The sequence below is a fragment of the Pseudomonas sp. AB6 genome (assembly GCF_034314105.1).
Lineage (GTDB): Bacteria > Pseudomonadota > Gammaproteobacteria > Pseudomonadales > Pseudomonadaceae > Aquipseudomonas.
This window is the reverse complement of record NZ_JAVIWJ010000001.1, coordinates 4,299,392-4,320,431: the sequence shown is the minus strand read 5'-3', so window position 1 is coordinate 4,320,431 and position 21,040 is coordinate 4,299,392. Positions and strand designations below refer to the sequence as shown.

The 21,040-nt window shown below is 56.2% G+C and carries 16 protein-coding genes and 1 riboswitch; of the genes, 12 read left to right on the top strand and 4 right to left on the bottom strand.

The genetic code is table 11. From position 1 onward, the window contains the following. The first annotated feature begins 72 nt into the window (after positions 1-72). The 5 genes from tssI to RGW60_RS20310 all read left to right on the top strand — a co-directional run bounded on the left by tssI (position 73) and on the right by RGW60_RS20310 (position 8,908). On the top strand, positions 73-2,130 hold the full coding sequence (tssI, locus tag RGW60_RS20330) for a type VI secretion system tip protein TssI/VgrG (RefSeq protein ID WP_322206276.1): 2,058 nt from the start codon (positions 73-75) through the stop codon (positions 2,128-2,130). Further along, the gene (locus RGW60_RS20325) at positions 2,127-2,894 is read left to right on the top strand and encodes a DUF4123 domain-containing protein (RefSeq protein WP_322206275.1); all 768 of its coding nucleotides are present in this window, start codon (positions 2,127-2,129) and stop codon (positions 2,892-2,894) included. The genes tssI and RGW60_RS20325 overlap by 4 nt, the downstream gene beginning before the upstream one ends. Positions 2,895-3,009: 115 nt before the next feature. Further along, complete coding sequence (locus tag RGW60_RS20320) at positions 3,010-6,570, top strand: toxin VasX (protein ID WP_322206274.1); 3,561 nt, start codon at positions 3,010-3,012, stop codon at positions 6,568-6,570. A gap of 472 nt (positions 6,571-7,042) precedes the next feature. Continuing rightward, on the top strand, positions 7,043-7,693 hold the full coding sequence (locus tag RGW60_RS20315; RefSeq protein WP_322206273.1) for a hypothetical protein: 651 nt from the start codon (positions 7,043-7,045) through the stop codon (positions 7,691-7,693). 474 nt (positions 7,694-8,167) lie between these two features. Further along, a complete protein-coding gene (locus RGW60_RS20310) occupies positions 8,168-8,908 on the top strand; it encodes a hypothetical protein (RefSeq protein WP_322206272.1) in 741 nt (246 codons plus the stop codon). Between the two features lie 48 nt (positions 8,909-8,956). Here the strand turns inward: RGW60_RS20310 and RGW60_RS20305 are convergent, their stop codons facing one another. Beyond that, positions 8,957-9,361 carry an acyl-CoA thioesterase gene (locus tag RGW60_RS20305; protein WP_322206271.1) on the bottom strand — a complete coding sequence of 135 codons (405 nt, stop codon included), beginning with the start codon at positions 9,359-9,361 and terminating at the stop codon, positions 8,957-8,959. 159 nt (positions 9,362-9,520) lie between these two features. Continuing rightward, a riboswitch (S-adenosyl-L-homocysteine riboswitch) is annotated at positions 9,521-9,638 on the top strand. Between the two features lie 22 nt (positions 9,639-9,660). On the opposite strand from RGW60_RS20305, the gene ahcY reads away from it, so the two are divergent. From ahcY to RGW60_RS20280, 5 genes are all read left to right on the top strand, one after another. Next, positions 9,661-11,070: an adenosylhomocysteinase gene (ahcY, locus tag RGW60_RS20300; protein WP_322167095.1), complete on the top strand. Its 1,410-nt coding sequence runs from the start codon at positions 9,661-9,663 to the stop codon at positions 11,068-11,070. Positions 11,071-11,241: 171 nt separating this feature from the next. Beyond that, complete coding sequence (gene metF, locus RGW60_RS20295) at positions 11,242-12,087, top strand: methylenetetrahydrofolate reductase [NAD(P)H] (RefSeq protein ID WP_322206270.1); 846 nt, start codon at positions 11,242-11,244, stop codon at positions 12,085-12,087. Between the two features lie 108 nt (positions 12,088-12,195). Further along, entirely contained in the window at positions 12,196-13,287 is a 1,092-nt protein-coding gene (locus RGW60_RS20290; RefSeq protein WP_322206269.1) for a hypothetical protein, read from the top strand. Positions 13,288-13,352: 65 nt separating this feature from the next. Next, complete coding sequence (locus RGW60_RS20285; RefSeq protein WP_322206268.1) at positions 13,353-14,183, top strand: substrate-binding periplasmic protein; 831 nt, start codon at positions 13,353-13,355, stop codon at positions 14,181-14,183. Positions 14,184-14,404: 221 nt separating this feature from the next. After that, positions 14,405-16,300: a DEAD/DEAH box helicase gene (locus RGW60_RS20280; RefSeq protein WP_322206267.1), complete on the top strand. Its 1,896-nt coding sequence runs from the start codon at positions 14,405-14,407 to the stop codon at positions 16,298-16,300. 202 nt (positions 16,301-16,502) lie between these two features. On the opposite strand, the gene RGW60_RS20275 is transcribed toward RGW60_RS20280, so the two are convergent. Both RGW60_RS20275 and RGW60_RS20270 read right to left on the bottom strand, forming a co-directional pair. Beyond that, on the bottom strand, positions 16,503-17,099 hold the full coding sequence (locus tag RGW60_RS20275) for a YceI family protein (protein ID WP_322206266.1): 597 nt from the start codon (positions 17,097-17,099) through the stop codon (positions 16,503-16,505). Between the two features lie 26 nt (positions 17,100-17,125). Beyond that, positions 17,126-17,674, bottom strand: coding sequence for a cytochrome b (locus RGW60_RS20270; RefSeq protein ID WP_322206265.1), 549 nt, complete (start codon positions 17,672-17,674; stop codon positions 17,126-17,128). A 299-nt stretch (positions 17,675-17,973) separates the two neighbouring features. Between RGW60_RS20270 and RGW60_RS20265 the strand changes: the two genes are divergently transcribed. Together RGW60_RS20265 and RGW60_RS20260 are read left to right on the top strand one after the other, a co-directional pair. Further along, positions 17,974-19,380, top strand: coding sequence for an adenosylmethionine--8-amino-7-oxononanoate transaminase (locus tag RGW60_RS20265; RefSeq protein WP_322206264.1), 1,407 nt, complete (start codon positions 17,974-17,976; stop codon positions 19,378-19,380). A gap of 51 nt (positions 19,381-19,431) precedes the next feature. Continuing rightward, complete coding sequence (locus RGW60_RS20260; RefSeq protein WP_322206263.1) at positions 19,432-20,151, top strand: 16S rRNA (uracil(1498)-N(3))-methyltransferase; 720 nt, start codon at positions 19,432-19,434, stop codon at positions 20,149-20,151. Between the two features lie 88 nt (positions 20,152-20,239). Here the strand turns inward: RGW60_RS20260 and trhA are convergent, their stop codons facing one another. After that, complete coding sequence (gene trhA / locus RGW60_RS20255) at positions 20,240-20,857, bottom strand: PAQR family membrane homeostasis protein TrhA (protein WP_322206262.1); 618 nt, start codon at positions 20,855-20,857, stop codon at positions 20,240-20,242. Positions 20,858-21,040 lie beyond the last annotated feature (183 nt).

Below are 21,040 nucleotides of genomic sequence, written 5' to 3'. Positions count from 1 at the left end.
GGTTCCGCCCGATAGGCGTCGCCGATTCAGTCCTGCAAAGTTGCCGCATCTTTTCGACACGAAGAAATGCGTATGTCCCAGGCCACCGCTCCAACCTTCACCCTAAGCATCAAAGGTCTTGAAGATCCTCGCTTGCAGGTGCTTGCGTTCGAGGGCGCCGAGGCCGTCAGCACGCCCTACGCCGTTACCGTCGAACTGGTCAGCCGGGCGGGGGATATTGAGCTTTCGGACCTGCTGCACAAGGCGGCTTTTCTCAGTTTCGGCCCGGACGGCGAAGGTCTGCATGGGCACATCCACTCGATCCATAAAAGCAACTCCGGCGCGCGGCTGACGCACTACGTCGCGGTGTTGAAACCCTATCTGGCGTATTTGGAACACAGCAGCCACCGCCGCTCGTTCCAGCAGATGAGCGTGCCGAACATCATTCTTGAAGTGCTCAAGGAACACGGCCTGTTTAGCGGCCTGGATGTGCAGTTCCACGGGGACGTGAGCCGCGCCACGTCGCGTGAGTATTGCGTGCAATACGATGAAAGCGACCTGCACTTCGTGAATCGACTGTGCGAAGAAGACGGCTGGTTCTATCGTTTCGAGCATTCGGCTGACGGCCATCGGTTAATTTTCGCCGATGACGAAGGGATGTTTCCCCATAAAGCAAAGGTGGCGCTGCCGTTCAAACCGCTTAGCGGCATGGTGCCCGAAACGTATTCGATCCATGAGTTTGGCGTGCGCTTGGCGGCGCGCACCAGCCATGTGGTGCATCGGGATTACGATTTCCAAAAAGCCGGTTCTCTACTGGAAATCTCGAGAAAACCCTGGCCGACCCAAGCCCAAGCGCAAAGGGGTGAAGCCCTGCATGTCGAGCCGAAACTTGAGCATTACGTCTATCCCGGGCGCTTTCTGGAGGACGATCACGGCAAAAAACTATCCACCCACGACCTGCAACGCCACCGCACCGACTTTCAACTGGCTGACGGCACCAGCGATCAACCGCTGTTGCGCAGCGGGACGGTGATCCAGCTAGAAAAGCATCCGCAGTTCAAATGGAATAACCCGTGGGTGCTGATTTCGATCCGACACGAAGGGCGCCAGCCGCAGGTGTTGGAGGAATTGGGCGCGGATGTTCCGGTCGCCGCCGGAAAAATCACTCAGGGGTATCGGAATTCCTTTACCGCCATCCCGGAAACGATCCAGTTTCGTCCCGCCCTGCGCCATCCCAAACCGCGGATTCACAGCACCCAAACCGCCAAGGTCACGGGTCCTGAAGGCGAAGAAATCCACTGCGATAAATTCGGCCGGGTGAAGGTCAAGTTTCACTGGGATCGTCTTGATCCGGATGACGAAACCAGCAGTTGCTGGGTGCGGGTGGCATCCAGCTGGGCAGGCAACAGTCATGGCGCAGTGACCTTGCCTCGGGTCGGCATGGAAGTGTTGATTTCCTACCTGGAAGGCGACGCCGACCGGCCGATTGTCATGGGCTGCTTGCCGAACAACCGAAATCCAGTGCCTTACGAGTTACCGGCGAACAAAACCAAAAGCGTGTTCCGTAGCCGCAGTTCCACGGCCAGCCAGGGCTTTAACGAAGTCTCCTTTGAAGACCGCGATGGCGCTGAGTTGGTCTACCTGCGTGCCCAACGCGACATGGAGCAACTGGTTCAGAACGACAGCCGTCTTGAAGTGCGCGGCCAGCGCTTGGAAACGATCAAGGGCAACAGCACCACCGTTATAAAAGCCGAGCAGAACCTCAAAGTCACCGGCGCACGTAAGGTGCAACTCTCAGCGGGGGATCATTTGCAAGTGGCCGGCTCCAGCCACACTCGCGTCGGTGGCGCGCTGGTCATCGAGGCTGCGCAAGAAGTACATATTTCTGGCGAGAACATCGTTATCGACGGTGGCATCACTCTGACCCTTTCAATCAATGGACAGCATCTGGTGCTCAACCCTGCGGGCATTTTCTCCAGCGTGCCGATTGTGTTAGGTGGGGTTCCGCTGCCGGGAACGCCTGCCCTGCCATTGGCGCCGGGAGAAGTACCCGTTTTAACCAGCCCGGTCATACCGTCGCAGCAAAGGATAGCGCTGCTGTCGCAGCATCAATCGCGCTGCCTGCTGTGCGAAGAGGCCTCGCAAGCATGAGCGCTTTAGTTGATTTTCCTCAAGACTTGCCGTGGGAAAAACACCCTGCTTTTTTGCTGCTCGACGGCGTCACCGTCCCTGATCTAAAAAGCAAACTATCCGCTTGGCATCCCGCAGCCCCCCGAATTGCTTTGTACGCGGGGACTCGATTTGATGCCATCAGCGAGATATCGCCTTGGTTGGTGGTTCTCGAAGGCGCCAGCGATCCGGTTTTTCAAGCATTTTTGGCCGATGCCTCACAAGAGTGGGGCGCCCTTCTGTTCAGCGAAAAACCGTTGCACGCCGTGGTCAGACATTTGCGTGAATTGCTGACGGTGCACGTGCCGGACGGACCCGAAGTCATGTTGCGCTTGGCTGACCCGGCCGTTACCCATGCGTTGTTCGCTATGCCGGACCGCGATGAGCGGTTGTTCGGGCCAATCGATACCCTGGTGTTGGCCGATTGCGTGGAAAATCGCTGGCACCGCCATCAACGCCTCGCTTCGGACGGGTCGGTATTACCCAAAAAATACCGCTTGAGCCTTGAGCAAAACACCGCCTTGGATAGCGCCGATCTACGTCGGGCGACGTTGAAACTTGATGCTCATCTGCTTGAGTATTTTCCTGATCTTCGCACATCAAACAGTTTGCCCCAGCGCTGGCCAGCGTTGCAGCAGCAGGTCAGGGATGCCTACGCGCAGGGCTTCAGCAGCCAATCTGACCTCACTTACTACATCAACATATTTGCCTGGCTTGGCGATTCGCCGATTGCGCAGCACCCGTAAATTGCTCGGTTGCTTGACCGTACTTGCACAGGGACATCCAGCGCTCGCGTTGCGGCAGCCGCCGAGCTGGCGCGCACTTGGGCTAACAACCAACCGGCAACGCAGGAGCGCCTTGATGAACAGTAACCGTCGTAAAGACCCTAACTTGGCCGCCGCTGCCGAATCCAAGAGTGACATCCTCAGCTACGGCACTTGCCCTTTGCGCCAGCCCAAGGTGCAACTGCTACCGCTGCGGTATGGCATGGTCGAGCGCAATGTTCCGACTGCGGATGTAGCGTTACCTTACACGCTGCAAACGCGGCCACTGGGCGTGCGCCTGTTGCGCGATGGCTGGTTGTATATCATCGACAACGGCACGGGCCTTCTGCATGAGTACCGAATTACAAATGGCCTTGTCAGCGCATTACTGTGGGAAGGCAAACAGGTCAGCACTGACCAGCGCAGTCCGCTGAACCCAGAGGTTGCACTCGTATTTTCCAGAAGCAGCACGCTGCACGTCACCTACGCCGAGGTGCAGTGGACGGCGGCCAAGTGCAATCGAATGCTCAATAGCCAAGACGAGCGTGCACGGTTCATGCAGTCCGTCTCGCTGGTCAATGTGAATGGCGAGCGAGGCGCCAAAGACCTGCTGACCCTCGATCAGACCCAGCGCTGGCTCGCCGAGTTGGCGCAAGACGATCAGCTTTGTCCTGTTCCAGACGATGTGCCCGCCGATGAACGAGCGCCCTATCTCTGGGAACAGCCAGCGTATTTTCGTGAACTGCACCTCGGTGAGTTACTTAAACCGGTTCTGCCGCTCTATCAAAACGACACGCTCTGCCTGGTGGTCGAGGACGACCTCGGCGTATTGCGGGATTTGGCCAACTATCAAGACAAAGTGGTGGGCTGGATCGAAGCCTGGGCCAACGGCGGGTCACAACCGGGGGCCAATGAACGAGACTACCTGCTGGCCTGCTACATCGAAGCGCTGAGCCTGCTCGACGAAACCAAACTGACCGGTATTGCCGCCGCCAGCGATGATCCTGCTTTAAAAGCGATGCTGGAAGAACTGGACCAGTTGCCCTCGCCGCAGCGCGGTCACGCTGGCCGAGCATTGTTGGATCATTTAAACAATTGCGGAAGGGCGGTTTCCACGTACAAGGACGATCCACCGCAAGCATTGTTGGCGTTACGCCAGGAGGCGTCTGACCAATTTCGCAAGGAGGAAGGTTTTTTTGCAAGCCTTGCGTTGGGGTCGATAAAAACGGTGATCATTCAGGATGTCGATTGGCGTTATCACACCCGCCAGTTCATGGCGCCAGCGCCTGGTGATTTCGTCGAGCGCCATCTCAAAGCGTTGGTGCAACTGGGCAAGGACCAGACTCAGCGAATCAAGGATGTACTCAGCGGCGCCAAAATGGGCCAAAGGGGCGTCAACGAACTGATTGATCGCGCCGCCATGGACCAGACCCTGGCCGAGCATCGTGCACGATTGATGCGCTGGAATGCGTTGCTCGACCAAATCACCACCGACCGCACAACGTTGGTCACCGCTGACCGCTTCCACCGCGCCGCCTGGTATTTCGATGCCCAACATCAGGAGCAAATGATACTGGCGTTCAGTGCCGAATATGCCTGCTTGAAAGACATCTGTAGAAGCGACGCTGCCAGTCAAGCCATCCTCGACTGGCTGGAAACGAAACCACAATTCAGTTTGCCGCTGCTGCACACCCTGCCCTTTAGCGAACAAACCCAGTTGTCGACTCAATACGCTGCGTTATTCAACGCCGGTTATGGGTTGATCAACAACATCCCGCATTGGACGGAGGTCTCCCAGCAAATCGGCCACGGAAAAATCCCGGCCATTGATGCGCTTCCGGCGTCCATCCGAGTGCTTGCCGAGGGTGCCCGCGATGCAATAACCCCGGCACTGCGTCTCGGCATGGAGCGTATGCAGGATGAATTCGTCCGCGCGATCAACAGCGAAAAAATACCGGACTTGGATCAACTGTTTCGCAACCTGCCCAAAGCCTTGGCGCCGCAGATTATCGAAGCCGCACGTCGGGAAGGCGTGACCTTTACCGTTGCCACGCCCGAAGAGCTGGCCTCGTTGCAAAGGGACATCAAGGAGGTCTTCAACCAGCGCTACAAATTAAAGGTGTTGGATAACGAGCGAAAACAAATCGTGGGCAGGAGAGGCCACAAAGAGCCGAGGGCCCAGGAACTTCAACGGCAAATCCATGGTGTCCGTGGGTCAATCAACGTGCTGGAAGCGCGTTTGGCCTTAGCCATCAGTCCTATCGCCGAACTGCCCGATGAGTCCATGCGATTGTGGGGCGCCGCACCGGGGAGAGCCGGAGTAACCGTACTGTTTCCACCGGCGCAACAGCAGGAAATGGGGAGATTAATGGCCAACGTGCGCAAAGGAATGAGCGCTGCGCCGAAGTTGAATGTATTGGGGGATGGGGCTGGATTGTTGGTGTTTTTGGCGCAGTTTGTGAATTTTGTGGTGGTGGCAGGGGAGGCTAGGAGAAATGCTTGGGATGATGAAAGTTATAAATCGGTCGTGTCTTCCGCAGCCGCTACCGCTACCGCGGGGTTTACAGCCGCCAGAGGAGTAACTGATACGGCATTGACGGCCCGTGCTGTTTCGTTGGTGAGTACGTTTCAACAACATGCGGTTTTGGGTGTGTATGTGCAAATGGGGAAACTACATATTGGATTGGGGGTTTTAGGTTCGATCACAGGTATCTTTACTTCAAAGGCTAGCCTGAAAACTCACCATGACAATTGGCAGCAAGCGGTGCGTAGCGGTAACGCTAGACTTCAAAACAGTACAGAACTTGCGATCGTGGGGGCAGGAGGTCAACTGGCGAGTTACTCATATGATTTCAGCAATATCCTATATTCCGCTTATACGGTCATAGTCGCGCGCGATACGGCCGCACGCACTGCAGCTTGGGCCGCTGCTGGAGTTCGACTGTCTAGCGTGTTTTTCAGAATGAATATCGCCGGAGCGCTGTTTACCGTGGTTGAGCTGGGAGGAACTTGGCTCTATAACCGCTACAACCTCTCGCCCCATGATCAATGGCTAGAAAGCACGCCTTGGGGGCTGGATGACGACAAGCGGGAAGCGCTAAGTCTCGGCGACTACAAACGTAAATTGACCGGTTTGTTACAGGCACCCCAAGTTCAGGTAGGCCCCAAGAACTACGCTGATCGTTGGCAGGACATGCTGATGCAGGCACGGCCGGGCAGCATCCATCTAGTGATGCCCGGGCTAAGTCTGGCTAACTTACAAGCACCGCTCCATGGTAAGCCCTCTCATGTGTTGAGTCTTGGCGCGTACCGAGTGATTACGGCTGAATGGGAACGCGGTCGTGATCAAGACCGTTGGGCAATCGTCAGCGAAGAGGTCATTGCTAGCCTGCAAGTCGTGCAGTCCGCGCCACTGATTCTCAAACTGTTTTATCCGGATGAGCGCGTAAGACCCTCCACCGTTACCAGGGCACGCCTGATTTTGGCCGTGTCCGTGGAGACTTACGATGCAGAAGGCAACGCACATACCCGGCTTTACCATCTCTCGGTGGATCCGAACGGCGAAGGGGTGTTTCCTGTGGCACCGTTTGATCCGCCATACCGTGAAGCAGAGAGGCTGGCGATCGATCCCCTGATGCTGGAGATGCTTCATGGATAAGAATCAAAAAGCGGCAACACCAGAACCGAACTTGCAACACCCCAAAAAGGCTGGTGACGTTGAACCATTCCCAAGCGGTCGCGTTACTTACTTAGCGCCACTCCCTCTGCCTACTCAAGCGCCCACTCACTGCCCTTATGTCGGTGAACTAAACGATGTTTATCTAGACTTTGGACTAGGCTGCCCTCAAGTTTTTGCATGGCAGGTCACGTTGGGAGCGCCGTTCAATGGTTTTATGATGCTAAGCTTCGGCCTTCCGCTGTTTTCGGGATTAATAGGGATACTGGTTGGATATGACCTATCGGAAGCATGGGCACTTATCGTAGGCACTCATGGAGTGAGCTTAGATAGTAGTATTGGAATTACGCTATTTTGCTCAACAATATCGTTCCTCATCTGGTTCTACGTCCACAACAAATACGAAGAAATCATCCCCACCCGCTTCAACCGCCAACGCCGCGAAGTTTGCTTTATGCCCGAAGACTACGAAAAACCCGTCTTCGTCCCGTGGGAATCTTTGTCCGCGTGGGTTATCGAAGCTCAAGGCGCTACCCCGCATGGCGTTCAACGGCAATACGGCATGGGTTTCGGGTTTTTCTATGACGACCGTGTGGTCAGTATGGAGTTCGGCTGTCCTGCGCTGCCTATTGCTATCAGTAACTGGGAGGCGATTCGCGCTTACATGGAGTACGAAGTTCATAGCCTAAAAGAAATTGCCGATCCGCTAGACCTGCAAGGCCCGGACGATCCACCCCACGAAGGCCTGCACACGTTCCGCAATGCCCGCGCCCGGTTGCATCAGCAAATCCGCGACAAGCAGCGGGGTTGGGTGTACGGCACTTTCTGGTACCTGTACCACGTCATGACCTTCTGGACGCTGCCGTTTTGGCTATGCGAATGGGAAAACGGCCGCGTTAAACGCATGGCCCGTAACGCGTTGCCCGAGGCAATGCGCGAATGGTCAGAACCGTTGCCGAAAAACCAATGGGCCAAACCCAGCCCCGAGCTGCTAAAGCTGAGCGCTCAAGTAAAAACCTTGCACAAGCGCAACCCGCGACGCCCGATTACCGGGATATTTGCCGAGGTCTACGCCAACGAAAACACCGGACGGCAACGGGCGTGACGAACAGGGTTAAGGAAAGCTCAAATTTTTGTAGGAGCGAACTTGTTCGCGAGGCTTTTCAGGCGCTACCGTTTGGAAATTTTCATGGATAAGAATCAAAAAGCGGCAATCCCAGAACTGAATTTGCAATACCCCAAAAAAGCCGGAGATGTTGAACCGTTCCCAAGCGGTCGCGTCACGTACCTAGCACCACTTCCACTTCCTACTCAATTGCCAGCTCATTGCCCTTATGTGGGGGAGCTAAATGATATCTATCTAGACTTTGGACTAGGCTCCCCGCAGGTTTTTGCTTGGCAGGTCACGCTTGGAATTCCATTCAATGGCTTTGTTATGTTTAGTTTTCTCTTCCCACTATTTTCGGGATTAATTGGCTTATTCATTGGCTACGATTTATCGGAAGCATGGATACTTATCGCAGGCACTCACCGCGTAGGATTGCCAATAACGACGGGAGTTACGCTATTTTGCTTAACAATGGCGCTCCTCATCTGGTTCTACGTCCACAACAAATACGAAGAAATCATCCCCACCCGCTTTAACCGCCAACGCCGTGAAGTCTGCTTCATGCCCGAAGACTACGAAAAGCCGGTCTTCGTCCCGTGGGAATCCTTGTCCGCCTGGGTCATCGAGGCCCAAGGCGCGACCCCGCACGGGGTTCAACGGCAATACGGCATGGGCTTCGGGTTTTTCTATGACGACCGTCTGGTCAGTATGGAATTCGGCTGCCCTGTGCTGCCCATCGCTATCAGCAACTGGGAGGCGATTCGCGCTTACATGGAATACGAAGTTCATACCCTAAAAGAAATCGCCGACCCACTGGACCTGCAAGGCCCCGACGATCCGCCCCACGAAGGCACGCACACCTTTCGCAATGCCCGCGCCCGGTTACATCAGCAAATCCGCGACAAGCAGCGGGGCTGGGTGTATGGCTTTTTCTGGTACCTGTATCACGTCATGACCTTCTGGACGTTGCCGTTTTGGCTATGCGAATGGGAAAACGGCCGCGTTAAACGCATGGCCCGAAAAGCATTGCCCGAGGCCATGCGCGAATGGTCAGAACCGTTGCCGAAAAACCAATGGGCCAAACCCAGCCCCGAGCTGCTAAAGCTGAGCGCTCAAGTAAAAACCTTGCACAAGCGCAACCCGCGACGTTCGATTACCGGGATATTTGCTGAGGTCTACGCCAACGAAAACACCCGGAGGCAACGGGCGTAACGGCACGCGGAAGCCTTCGCCAAAACGTTGGTTTTAAAGCGGGAGCGATCAGCCACTGATCGCGTCTTCCTTGAATTGATCCTTCACGTACAAGATCTCAGTCCGGCCATGGGGTGACGGTAGGCCGTCCTCGCCCAGGTTAACGAAGACCATCTTGTCGACGGTGAGAATGCTTTTGCGCGTGATTTTATTGCGCACTTCACAGGTCAAGGTAATCGAGGTGCGGCCAAAAGCGGTGGCAGTGATGCCCAGCTCGATGATGTCGCCCTGACGCGAGGCGCTGACGAAGTTAATTTCGGAAATGTACTTAGTGACAACGCGCTGGTTACCCAACTGAACAATGGCGTAGATAGCCGCCTCTTCGTCGATCCAGCGCAGCAGGCTGCCGCCGAACAGCGTGCCATTGGGGTTGAGGTCTTCGGGTTTGACCCACTTGCGGGTGTGGAAATTCATAATCACTCCTAGAAAGACAGTTTGAGCGGCAAGCTGCGAGCTGCAAGAAATAGCGCTCAGCTTGCCGCTTGTAGCTTGAGGCTTGCAACTTACCGCTCAAAAAAAGATAATCGCCACCGCTTCAAAACGGTCATCTTCGCTTGATACCGTTCCCGCCACCTGTCCGAGGGGCGCTGCAGCAGGTTCTTCCTGTCAGGCTCGGATGGGGCGTTGTTTAATCAGCTGATTCTGCGAATCATGCCGGTCAAACCTAAACGCACAACGGCGCCCATTCGCATACTTACGAATGGAGACTCTCAATGAGTGCTGTAATTTCGCCCGCTGATTTTACCGACTACAAAGTTGCCGACATGTCCCTGGCTGCCTGGGGTCGTCGCGAAACCATCATCGCCGAATCCGAAATGCCTGCCCTGATGGGTCTGCGCCGTAAATACGCCGGCGAGCAACCGCTCAAGGGCGCGAAGATTCTCGGCTGCATCCACATGACCATCCAGACCGCCGTGCTGATCGAAACCCTGGTTGCCCTGGGTGCCGAAGTGCGTTGGTCGTCATGCAACATTTTCTCTACTCAGGATCAGGCTGCTGCCGCTGTTGCCGCTGCCGGTGTTGCGGTTTATGCCTGGAAAGGCGAAACCGAAGCTGAATACGAGTGGTGCATCGAGCAAACCATCCTCAAAGATGGCCAGCCTTGGGACGCCAACATGATTCTCGACGACGGCGGCGACCTGACCGAGATCATCCACAAGAAATACCCGCAGATGCTCGCACGCATCCACGGCGTCACAGAAGAAACCACCACTGGCGTTCACCGCCTGTTGGACATGTTGGCCAAGGGCGAGCTGAAAATCCCGGCCATCAACGTCAACGACTCTGTGACCAAAAGCAAAAACGACAACAAGTACGGCTGCCGCCATAGCCTGAACGATGCAATCAAGCGTGGTACCGACCACCTGCTGTCCGGCAAGCAAGCGCTGGTCATCGGTTACGGTGACGTGGGCAAGGGCTCTGCGCAGTCGCTGCGTCAGGAAGGGATGATCGTCAAGGTTACGGAAGTTGATCCAATCTGCGCCATGCAAGCGTGCATGGACGGTTTTGAACTGGTTTCGCCGTTCATCGACGGGATCAACGACGGCACCGCCGCCAGCATCGACACCGCCTTGCTGGGCAAGATCGACCTGATCGTGACCACCACCGGTAACGTCAACGTTTGCGACTCGAACATGCTCAAGGCCCTCAAGAAACGCGCGGTCGTGTGCAACATCGGTCACTTCGACAACGAAATCGACACCGCTTTCATGCGCAAAAGCTGGGCGTGGGAAGAAGTGAAGCCGCAGGTTCACAAGATTCACCGTACCGGGCCGGGCACTTTCGATCCGCACAACGATGACTACCTGATCCTGCTGGCCGAAGGTCGTTTGGTAAACCTGGGCAATGCCACAGGTCACCCGAGCCGCATCATGGACGGTTCGTTCGCCAACCAGGTGCTGGCTCAGATCTTCTTGTTCGATCAGAAATACGCCGACCTGGCACCGGCCCAAAAAGCCGAGCGCCTGACCGTCGAAGTGCTGCCGAAGAAGCTTGACGAAGAAGTCGCGCTGGAAATGGTTCGTGGTTTCGGTGGCGTGGTCACTCAACTGACCAAGACCCAGGCCGACTACATCGGCGTGGCTGTCGAAGGCCCGTTCAAGCCGCACGCTTATCGTTATTGATTGATGGGCGCTTGCGCGCTCGCAATTGATCTCGGACTGTCCGCTCTCCTGTGGGAGCGGACTTGTCCGCGAACGAGCGTGAAGCGGTCGCAATAGCGGTCATTCACATTTTTTGAAGGTCGTTCCGACCTTATCGCGGGCAAGCCCGCTCCTACAATGAGATCGGCGTCCATGTCCCAAGACCGTCGCTTCAGCTTCGAATTTTTTCCGACCAAGACCGATGCCGGGCATGAAAAACTGCTCACCACCGCTCGCCAATTGGCCACGTACAACCCCGATTTTTTTTCCTGCACCTACGGCGCAGGCGGCTCGACCCGCGACCGCACGATCAACACCGTGTTACAGCTGGAAAGCGAAGTAAAAATTCCGGCCGCGCCACATTTGTCATGCGTCGGCGACAGCAAGGCCGACTTGCGCGCCCTGCTGACCCAATACCAACAAGCGGGCATCAAACGCATTGTCGCCCTGCGCGGTGACCTGCCTTCTGGCATGGGCATGGCCAGCGGTGAACTGCGTCATGCCAATGATCTGGTGGCGTTCATCCGGGAAGAAACCGGCAGCCATTTCCACATAGAAGTAGCGGCCTACCCGGAAATGCATCCGCAAGCGCGCAACTTCGAAGACGACGTGGCTAACTTCGTGCGCAAGGCTCAAGCCGGTGCCGACAGTGCCATCACTCAATACTTCTTCAACGCCGACAGCTATTTTTATTTCGTCGAACGCGTGCGCAAGTTAGGCGTGAATATCCCTGTGGTGCCGGGCATTATGCCTATCACCAACTACAGCAAGCTGGCGCGCTTTTCCGACGCCTGTGGTGCAGAGATTCCACGCTGGATTCGCAAACAACTGGAAGCCTATGGCGACGACGTCCAGAGCATCCAGGCGTTCGGCGAACAGGTTATTACACAGATGTGTGATCGTCTGTTGGAAGGCGGCGCACCGGGCCTGCATTTCTACACGTTGAATCAGGCTGAGCCGAGCTTGGCCATCTGGAATAACTTGAAACTGCCGCGCTGAAAACAAATCCAACGTGACAAGCGCGCTTGTGTACCATTCGAGCCTCTTGAATCAGCAAGCTTTCGCGTCGGCGGGACCTTGCTGGCACTTTGGATTACGGACTTATCTGTGACATCTTCCAATATTTCCCCGCAAGCGCCGCAGCTGGTCTACCTGGTTTTTGGTGCGGACACGTACCATCAGGAAGCGGTATTCAGTATCGCCAGTGCCCTTGCCGGCATGCGCGAAACGCCTGATCAGCCTTTGGACATCCAGGTTTTCAGCGACAATCCTGCGCCTTACGCCGATTTACCCGTGCGCGTTCGCCCGCTGGACAAAGAGACTCGCGCCGCTTGGAGCGCTCCCCATGGCTACCACTTCCGGACCAAACACGTAGCGCTACGCACTGTGCTGACAGAATCGGAACGCGCGCTGCTGATCGACACCGACACCTTTTTCCATTGCTCGCCGTTAAAGCTGTTTGATCGGGTAAAGCCCGGCACGCTACTGTGCAATGCGTTCGGACCGCGTTATGGGGTTTATAAAGAAGTCCCGCTGTATGCAGTGCTCGCTGAACGTTTAGGCGCACGCGGGCTGACCGACGACCAGATGCCGCTGCTTAATTCGGGGGTCATTGGCCTGATGCGTGAAGACGCTGGTGTGCTGGATCAATCGATTGGCTTAATGGATGAGTTTTACCCGGAAGTGACCACCTCCTACACCCTCGAAGAGTTCTGCCTGAGCGTAGCGGCGTATCGCACCATGGAGGTCAAGGAATGTACCGACCTGATCCATCACTATTGGAGCCGCAAACAGCTGTTTCGCGCCAAGATTCGTGCCTGGCTCGCCAAGCATGGCGATGCACCGCTTAGCCAGGCGGCGCTGGATGACACACGTCGCGTAAACACTTTGCTGCCTCGTCCGGCCACGTGGAAACGCCTGATGTACAAAGCCATAACCGTGGGCGTACCCGCCACACAACGGCAGTTTCTGCGTGAAATTCTATACGGCTGTTCTTGGCACAGTAATGAGTTCGACCGCGCGTGCTCGCCGGTATGGTGGGAAAAAGCCCGACAGAATGCCGAGGAGCGGTTAAAACATACCTTGGAGCCGGAGCAGCTTAACAACTGGTTGAATCATTGGGGTGTTCGGCAGATTCTCGGTAAACAACGCGATGTAATTTACCTGCATCTGCTTAAACACGGCCCCGTAGACAAATGATCTTCCCGTTATCATCTCCCGAAGCCGTACTTCTTTTTAAGCAGCGCGCGTCGTAATCTGCGCTCATGCTTGCTAACGCCCGCTTATTTGCCGCCCTTTTTCTTATCTGCCTAAGCTTCAATGCATTGGGCGAAACCCTGCATATCGTCACCGAACCCTGGGCGCCGTATGTCTACGTCGAAGACGGTGAGCCACGGGGCTTGGATTACGACACCACCATGATCGTTTTTGAGCGGCTGGGCATCGATGTGAAATGGGAGTTTTTGCCCTGGAAGCGCTGCCTGTCGATGCTCAAACAAGGTCAGGCCGATGGCGCGCTGGATATTTTTCAGCGGGTTGAGCGCGACGATTTGCTGCTATATCCCAGCGAACCGCTGTCTTACGTCGAGTGGGTGTTGTTTTACGCCAACGCCCACCCTCACCTTTTCCTGACCCTTGATGATCTAACGGGCTTGGCCATTGGGGTATCGCCTGGGTATCTTTACAGCAACGAATTCGATGCCTCGACGCTGTTCATCCGCGAGCCAGCCGCGAGCCATGAAGCCAACTTTGGCAAGCTGCTGTTAGGTAGAGTCGACATGGTGATCACTGACCGACGCGTCGGTCAGCATGTGCTTGATCAAATGAAGGCTCGCGACCAAATCACGCAGTCCCCGACCGTCATCAGCCGTGAGGCTCAGTACCTTGCCCTGCGAAAAAATGCAGGCATGGACTTGCTGGTGCAACGGTTCGGCGCCGAACTCAAACGTTTCAAGCGCGAGCCCGCCTATGCCGCACTGACTTCGCGCTACGCTGGCGAAGCCATACCGGCCGTTTCTCCAGTGCCGGAACTATCCAAGCCCTCTGCGCTACCTCCTGATAAAACCGTTGAGCAGCAGGAAAGCGGCGCACGGTGAATGCTCTGTTATACTCGGGCCTTCCCGCCAGGCTTACGCCCGGACGCTTCGCCTTGCAATAGACCTATCGGACACGTGCGTCGCGCCTTTCTTTTCCGCGATAACGTGCCGAAATGCCTGAAAGGCCCAGCAGGACCGGACGAGATTGCGTCATCTAAACGCCCATCGCGCCAGGCAAGACCATTCTTATGGGCACCGCCCTAACTAAAACAGGATTACTCATGTCCTTTGCTTCCCTCGGTCTCTCCGAGGCTTTAGTCAGCGCCATCGAGGCTGCTGGCTATACCCAGCCTACTCCAGTGCAACAGCGGGCAATTCCCGCCGTGTTGCAAGGTCGCGACCTTATGGTTGCAGCCCAGACAGGTACTGGTAAAACCGGCGGTTTCGCTCTTCCGATCTTGGAACGGCTGTTCCCCAACGGTCATCCGGACAAATCCCAGCGTCACGGCCCGCGTCAACCTCGCGTGTTGGTCCTGACCCCAACCCGCGAACTCGCGGCGCAGGTGCATGACAGCTTCAAGGTCTATGCCAAGAATCTGAAATTTGTCAGTGCCGTCATCTTCGGCGGCGTGGGCACCAATCCACAGGTCCAGGCCATGGCCCGCGGCGTCGACGTGTTGGTGGCTTGCCCCGGCCGCCTGCTCGATCTAGCAGGTCAAGGCAGTGTCGATCTGTCCCACGTTGAAATTCTAGTGCTCGACGAAGCAGACCGGATGCTCGACATGGGCTTCGTCCATGACGTGAAGAAGGTTCTGGCCCGTCTGCCGTCCAAACGTCAGAACCTGCTGTTCTCGGCGACTTTTTCCAACGACATCACCGCCTTGGCCGGTAAGCTGCTGCACAACCCGGAACGCATCGAAGTCACGCCACCGAACACCACGGTCGAGCGTATCGAACAGCGCGTTTTCCGTTTGTCATCGAGCCACAAGCGTTCGCTGTTGTCGCACTTGATTACCGCTGGCGCCTGGGAACAGGTTCTGGTGTTCACCCGGACCAAGCACGGTGCCAACCGTTTGGCCGAATACCTGGACAAGCATGGCCTCTCGGCTGTGGCCATCCACGGTAACAAGAGCCAGAACGCCCGCACCAAAGCCTTGGCTGACTTTAAAGCCGGTGCAGTGCGGATCATGGTCGCCACCGACATCGCGGCTCGCGGTCTGGATATCGACCAGTTGCCCCATGTCGTCAACTTCGAATTGCCTAACGTCGACGAAGATTACGTCCACCGTATTGGCCGCACTGGCCGAGCAGGCCGCAGCGGTGAAGCGATTTCACTGGTTGCCCCGGACGAAGAAAAACTGCTCAAAAGCATTGAGCGCATGACCAAACAGAAGATTGCCGACGGCGATCTGATGGGCTTTGATATCACGGCCGTTGAAGCCGAGAAACCAGAAGTGCGCGAGCGTCCAGACGTGCGCACCAACCCGCGTGCGCCTCGCGGCCCACGCGGTGACGGCCCTGCCGGTGGCGGCGGTGGCAGCGGACGCAAGGACAAAGGCAAAGACCGGGGTCAGGAAAAACCGGCCGCTGCAGCAGCACGTCCTGAGCGCCCGGCACAAAAGCCTCGCGAAGGCACCCCGGCACGCGAACAGCGTCCGGCGACTCCACGCTCCGACCGTGCTCCAGACGAGTTTCTGGATGACGAAGTGGATAACTTCGGTAACCGCGCTGATTACGTCAGCCCGTACCCGAATAAAGGCCAAGGCCGTGGCCGTCGTCCAGGCGCACCTGCTCCGGCAGCCACTGCGGGCGGTGCAGCACCCGCTGCTCGTGCGCCAAGTCAGGCTCGTCCAACTGGCCCACGCACCGGCGCTGGCACAACGACCGGTACACCTGCGGCCAAACGCACCGGTGGTGGTCCCCGCAATGGCACTCCCCGTGACGGTCAGGCCCGTCGTGAAGAGCAGCCACGCAATCGCCGTCCAGCTCGCGATGACCAACCAGCTGCTCGCCAGGAACCCGCAGTTCGTGGCCCTCGCGACGGCCAGCCCGCGCCGACTATCGTGCATAAAGAGTCCAAGACCGACCGTTTCCCGTCGGCCGAACAACTGGACCAATTGCCAGCCCGCCCACGCGGCGAGAAGCCAGCGCTGCTGACGCGTAATCGCGAAGGCTGAGTTAGCTAAATAAAAAAACGCCCCGGTTGGGGCGTTTTTTTTGCTCGGCGAGAACCATTCTGACTAACTGGTGATAGGCCTTGAGGGTTAAACCGGCCAATAGCCTCACCAACAAGCTGGCCCCTAAAGATCATCTAATACCGTGGCCTAAACCAAAACGCCGACCCTAAGGTCAGCGTTTGAGTTTAATTCAGCACCAACCTTATTTGGCTTGGATGCCTTCGAACGAGATGATCAGCTCCATCGAATCGGACGCTGGGCCCAAGTTCATCATCTTACCGAAATCAGAACGGTTGATCGTAGTGGTGCCTGCGAAGCCAGCACGGTAGCCGCCCCATGGATCCTTGCCTTCACCCAGGAAGGTCGCCTTGACTACAACAGGCTTGGTAACGCCGTGCAGAGTAAGGTCGCCCGTTACGTCAGCAGTGACCTTGCCATCCGCATCTTTACCGGTGGTTTTGACCGAGGTCGATACGAACTTGGCTTCTGGGTATTTAGCGACATCCAGGAAATCGGCACTGCTGATGTGCTTGTCACGTTCAGCCTGGTTAGTGAAAACGCTGGCGGTTTTCAGGCTGATGCTGATCTTGCTTTCTTCGGGCTTGGTTGCATCAAAGCTGAACGTACCGTCCCAGTCCTTGAACGTACCGTAGATAAAGCTGAAACCCAGGTGGCTGATCTTGAAGTTAATGAAGGCGTGTTGGCCTTCCTTGTCAACTTTGTAATCAGCGGCCATCGCCTGACCGGCCGACAACAGAGCGGTACCGAGGGCCAGAGCGGCGAGAGTCTTCTTGAACATGCTGTAATTCCCTTTTGGTTTGAACATTAGTCGCGACCCAACATGCGCGTCAGGGTCGCATCGCGATCTATAAAGTGGTGCTTCAACGCTGCAAGACCGTGAAGGACTGCGAAAATCACCAGAGTCCAGGCCAAATACAAGTGAACGGTGCCAGCGGTATCCGCTTGATCAGGAATGCTGTCAATCAACGACGGCACTTCGAAAAGACCGAAGACCGAAATCCCCACACCGTCGGCGGTGGAGATGAGGTAACCGGCGAACATCGTGGCAAACAGACCAACATACAAAAGCAAATGACCGAACTTGGCACCTAGGCGAGTCCACTTGCCATGAGTTGAAGGCGCCGACGGCGGCGGGCTGATCCAGCGCCATATCACGCGGATTACCATCACGGCGAACAACGTCAAGCCGATGCTTCTATGCAGGTCTGGTGCAGCTTTACGCCAAGTGTCGTAGTAATCGAGATCGACCATCCAAATCCCGAGCGCGAACATACCAAACACGACGGTTGCAACGCTCCAATGCAGCAGCATGCTGACCAGACCGTAACGAGAGCGGGAGTTGCGTAGCTGCATTGCCGATTACCTTGTAAGAATGGGTTCAAGACTAACTTTTTATCTATCGAATGAAAGCGCAAAATTTAGCTGTGAAATATCGAGAAACACGATCATCAATGCTCGCATAAGCTTACCGCCAGCATCCCGATAATGCCCAACCGACAAGACTGCGCTGTGACAGTAGGACTTTACGCTCCGATGAACGGCATCGCTCGATCATTGTTCGTGACAAGAGGTTGTTACGCAGCCATGCATTGCATAGGCTTGCGCGATTGTTTTGCCCTCGCGTCAAGCGAGCCGTTACCAGGAGATTACCCATGGGCTTGAATAATCAATGGATGCAACGCGACCTCGCAGTGCTCTGGCATCCATGCACTCAAATGAAAGACCACGAAAGCCTGCCTTTGGTCCCGATCAAAAGCGGCAAGGGCGTATGGCTCGAAGATTTCGAAGGCAAACGTTACCTCGATGCGGTTAGCTCTTGGTGGGTCAACGTATTCGGCCACTCCAACCCGCGCATCAACCAACGGATCAAGGATCAAGTTGATCAGTTGGAGCACGTCATTCTTGCCGGTTTCAGTCATCAGCCGGTGATCGAACTGTCGGAACGCCTGATCAAGATGACCCCCGAGGGCCTGACCCGCTGTTTCTACGCCGATAACGGTTCGTCGTGCATTGAAGTCGCGCTGAAAATGAGTTTCCACTACTGGCTCAATCGTGGTCAGCCAAATAAAAAGCGCTTCGTCACCCTGACCAACAGCTACCACGGCGAAACCATGGCCGCGATGTCGGTGGGCGACGTGCCGTTATTTACCGAAACCTACAAAGCGCTATTGTTGGACACCATTAAAGTACCTAGTCCGGATTGCTACCACCGGCCAGCGGGCATGAGCTGGGAAGAACACTCGCGCAACATGTTTGTTGCCATGGAGCAGACGCTGGCCGAGCACCATGACACCGTCGCGGCAGTCATCGTCGAGCCGCTGATTCAAGGCGCTGGCGGCATGCGTATGTATGACCCGATTTACCTTAAGCTGCTGCGCCAAGCCTGCGATCGTTACGGTGTGCATTTGATTCACGATGAAATCGCAGTGGGTTTCGGCCGGACCGGCACCATGTTCGCCTGTGAACAAGCCGGGATTACCCCTGACTTTCTGTGTTTGTCCAAAGCGTTGACCGGTGGTTATTTGCCGCTGGCCGCGTGTATCACCACCGATGATGTTTACAACGCGTTCTACGATGACTACTCATCCCTACGCGCCTTCCTGCATTCCCACAGCTATACCGGCAACCCCCTCGCGTGTGCAGCGGCTTTAGCGACGCTGGATATTTTCGAAGAAGACAACGTCATCGAAAACAACAAAGCGTTGGCAACACGCATGGCGACGGCGACCGCGCATCTGGTTGATCATCCGAATGTGTCGGAGGTGCGTCAGACCGGTATGGCCCTGGCCATCGAGATGGTCCAGGACAAAGTCACCAAAACTGCGTACCCGTGGCAAGAAAGGCGCGGTCTGAAGGTGTTTCAGCATGCGCTGGAGCGTGGCGCCCTGCTCCGTCCGCTAGGCAGTGTGGTGTATTTTCTGCCGCCCTACGTGATTACCCCTGAGGAGATCGACTTCCTTGCCCAAGTCGCCACCGAAGGCATCGACATCGCCACCCGAACGAGCGTGAGCGTCGCCGTGCATGAAAATTTCCACCCGAATTTTCGTGATCCGGGCTAAATACCCGTTACGTCGAACGCCGCCACTTCTACTGAATGTCAGAGACCCACCATGAGACTGTCCCGCTTTTTTATCGAGACGCCCCTGAGCCTCGGCGAACACGAGCTGCCCGAAGCCCAGGCGCATTACATTGGTCGCGTGTTGCGCATGACCGAAGGTGACGCCCTGCAATTGTTCGACGGATCGGGCAGCGAATTTCGCGGCTCGTTATTCGAAGTTGGCAAAAAACACGTACGGGTCAAACTGGATGAGCAATTCGCCGGACAAACCGAGTCGGCGCTGAAAATCCATCTCGGCCAAGGCTTGTCTCGGGGCGAGCGTATGGACTGGGCGATTCAGAAAGCCACCGAACTGGGCGTCCGCGAAATTACGCCGATCATCAGCGAGCGCTGTGAAGTCCGCCTTAAGGACGAGCGCGCCGAGAAGCGTCAACTGCATTGGAAACAAATAGCGATCAGTGCCTGCGAGCAATGCGGCCGGTCCGTGATACCGGTGATTCATCCGCCACTGGCATTGGCTGACTGGCTGAAGCAGACCGATGCGGACTTGAAACTGGTGCTGCACCCCGTCGCCGAGCCGCTGACCCGCCACGACAAACCCTTCACCCTGGCCTTTTTGATCGGCCCCGAAGGCGGTCTGAACGACGCTGAAGTCGACCAAGCGAAAGAAGCAGGTTTCTTTGCCGCCCGCCTCGGCCCCCGCGTGCTGAGAACCGAAACCGCACCGGTCGTGGCGCTGAGTGTTGCGCAACAGCTGTGGGGTGATTTCTAAACCGCCTTCGCGGGCAAGCCTGCTTTCACGGTATACGCGATCAACTGTGGAACAGCCTTGCCTGCGAAGAAACTAATCCGGTTTCAGATCACAGCACGTAAAAAAGTATCGCCACAAAATGCAACAAACTGCCGGCCATCACGAACAAGTGCCAGATGCCGTGCCAATGCCGAAAGCGCGTGTCGAAGGTGAAAAAGATAATGCCGATGGTGTACAAAATCCCCCCCGCCGCCAGCCAGGCGAATCCCGTCGCTCCCAATGCCGCCATCAACGGTTTGACCGCCACCAACACAATCCACCCCATCACGGCGTAAATCACGATAGACATAACTCGCGCTTCGGAGCGGGGTTTGATTTCCTGCAGCATGCCAATCACCGCCAAGCCCCATACGATTCCAAACAACGTCCAGCCCCACGGGCCGCGTAGCGTGACGAGGCAAAACGGCGTGTAACTGCCCGCAATCAACAAGTAGATCGACAGGTGATCAACCTTTTGCATGATCACCTTCGCCCGGCCGCGGACGCTGTGATACACGGTCGATACGCTGTACAGCAGCAGCAACGTCACGCCGTAAATGGCCATACTGACAATCTTCCAGATATCGCCGTCGATACTGGCCAACACCAACATCCAGACCACACCAACGAAAGCCAGGACCGCACCCACCAGGTGAGTCCAGGCGTTGAAACGTTCTCCGTGATACATACTCGAACCTCAAAAACCGACAACCCAGCGCGCAAGGCTCAGGGTTAAGCGCCGAAAGTGCAATCCCTGGCCACCCAGCGAAATAGTTTGTGATGGTCAACCGTTTGGAAATGGCTGGGACCAGCACCAGCTTATTGCTCCGAGTGCCGCTATCACCGTTTTTCCACGCCCACAGAGATGTCG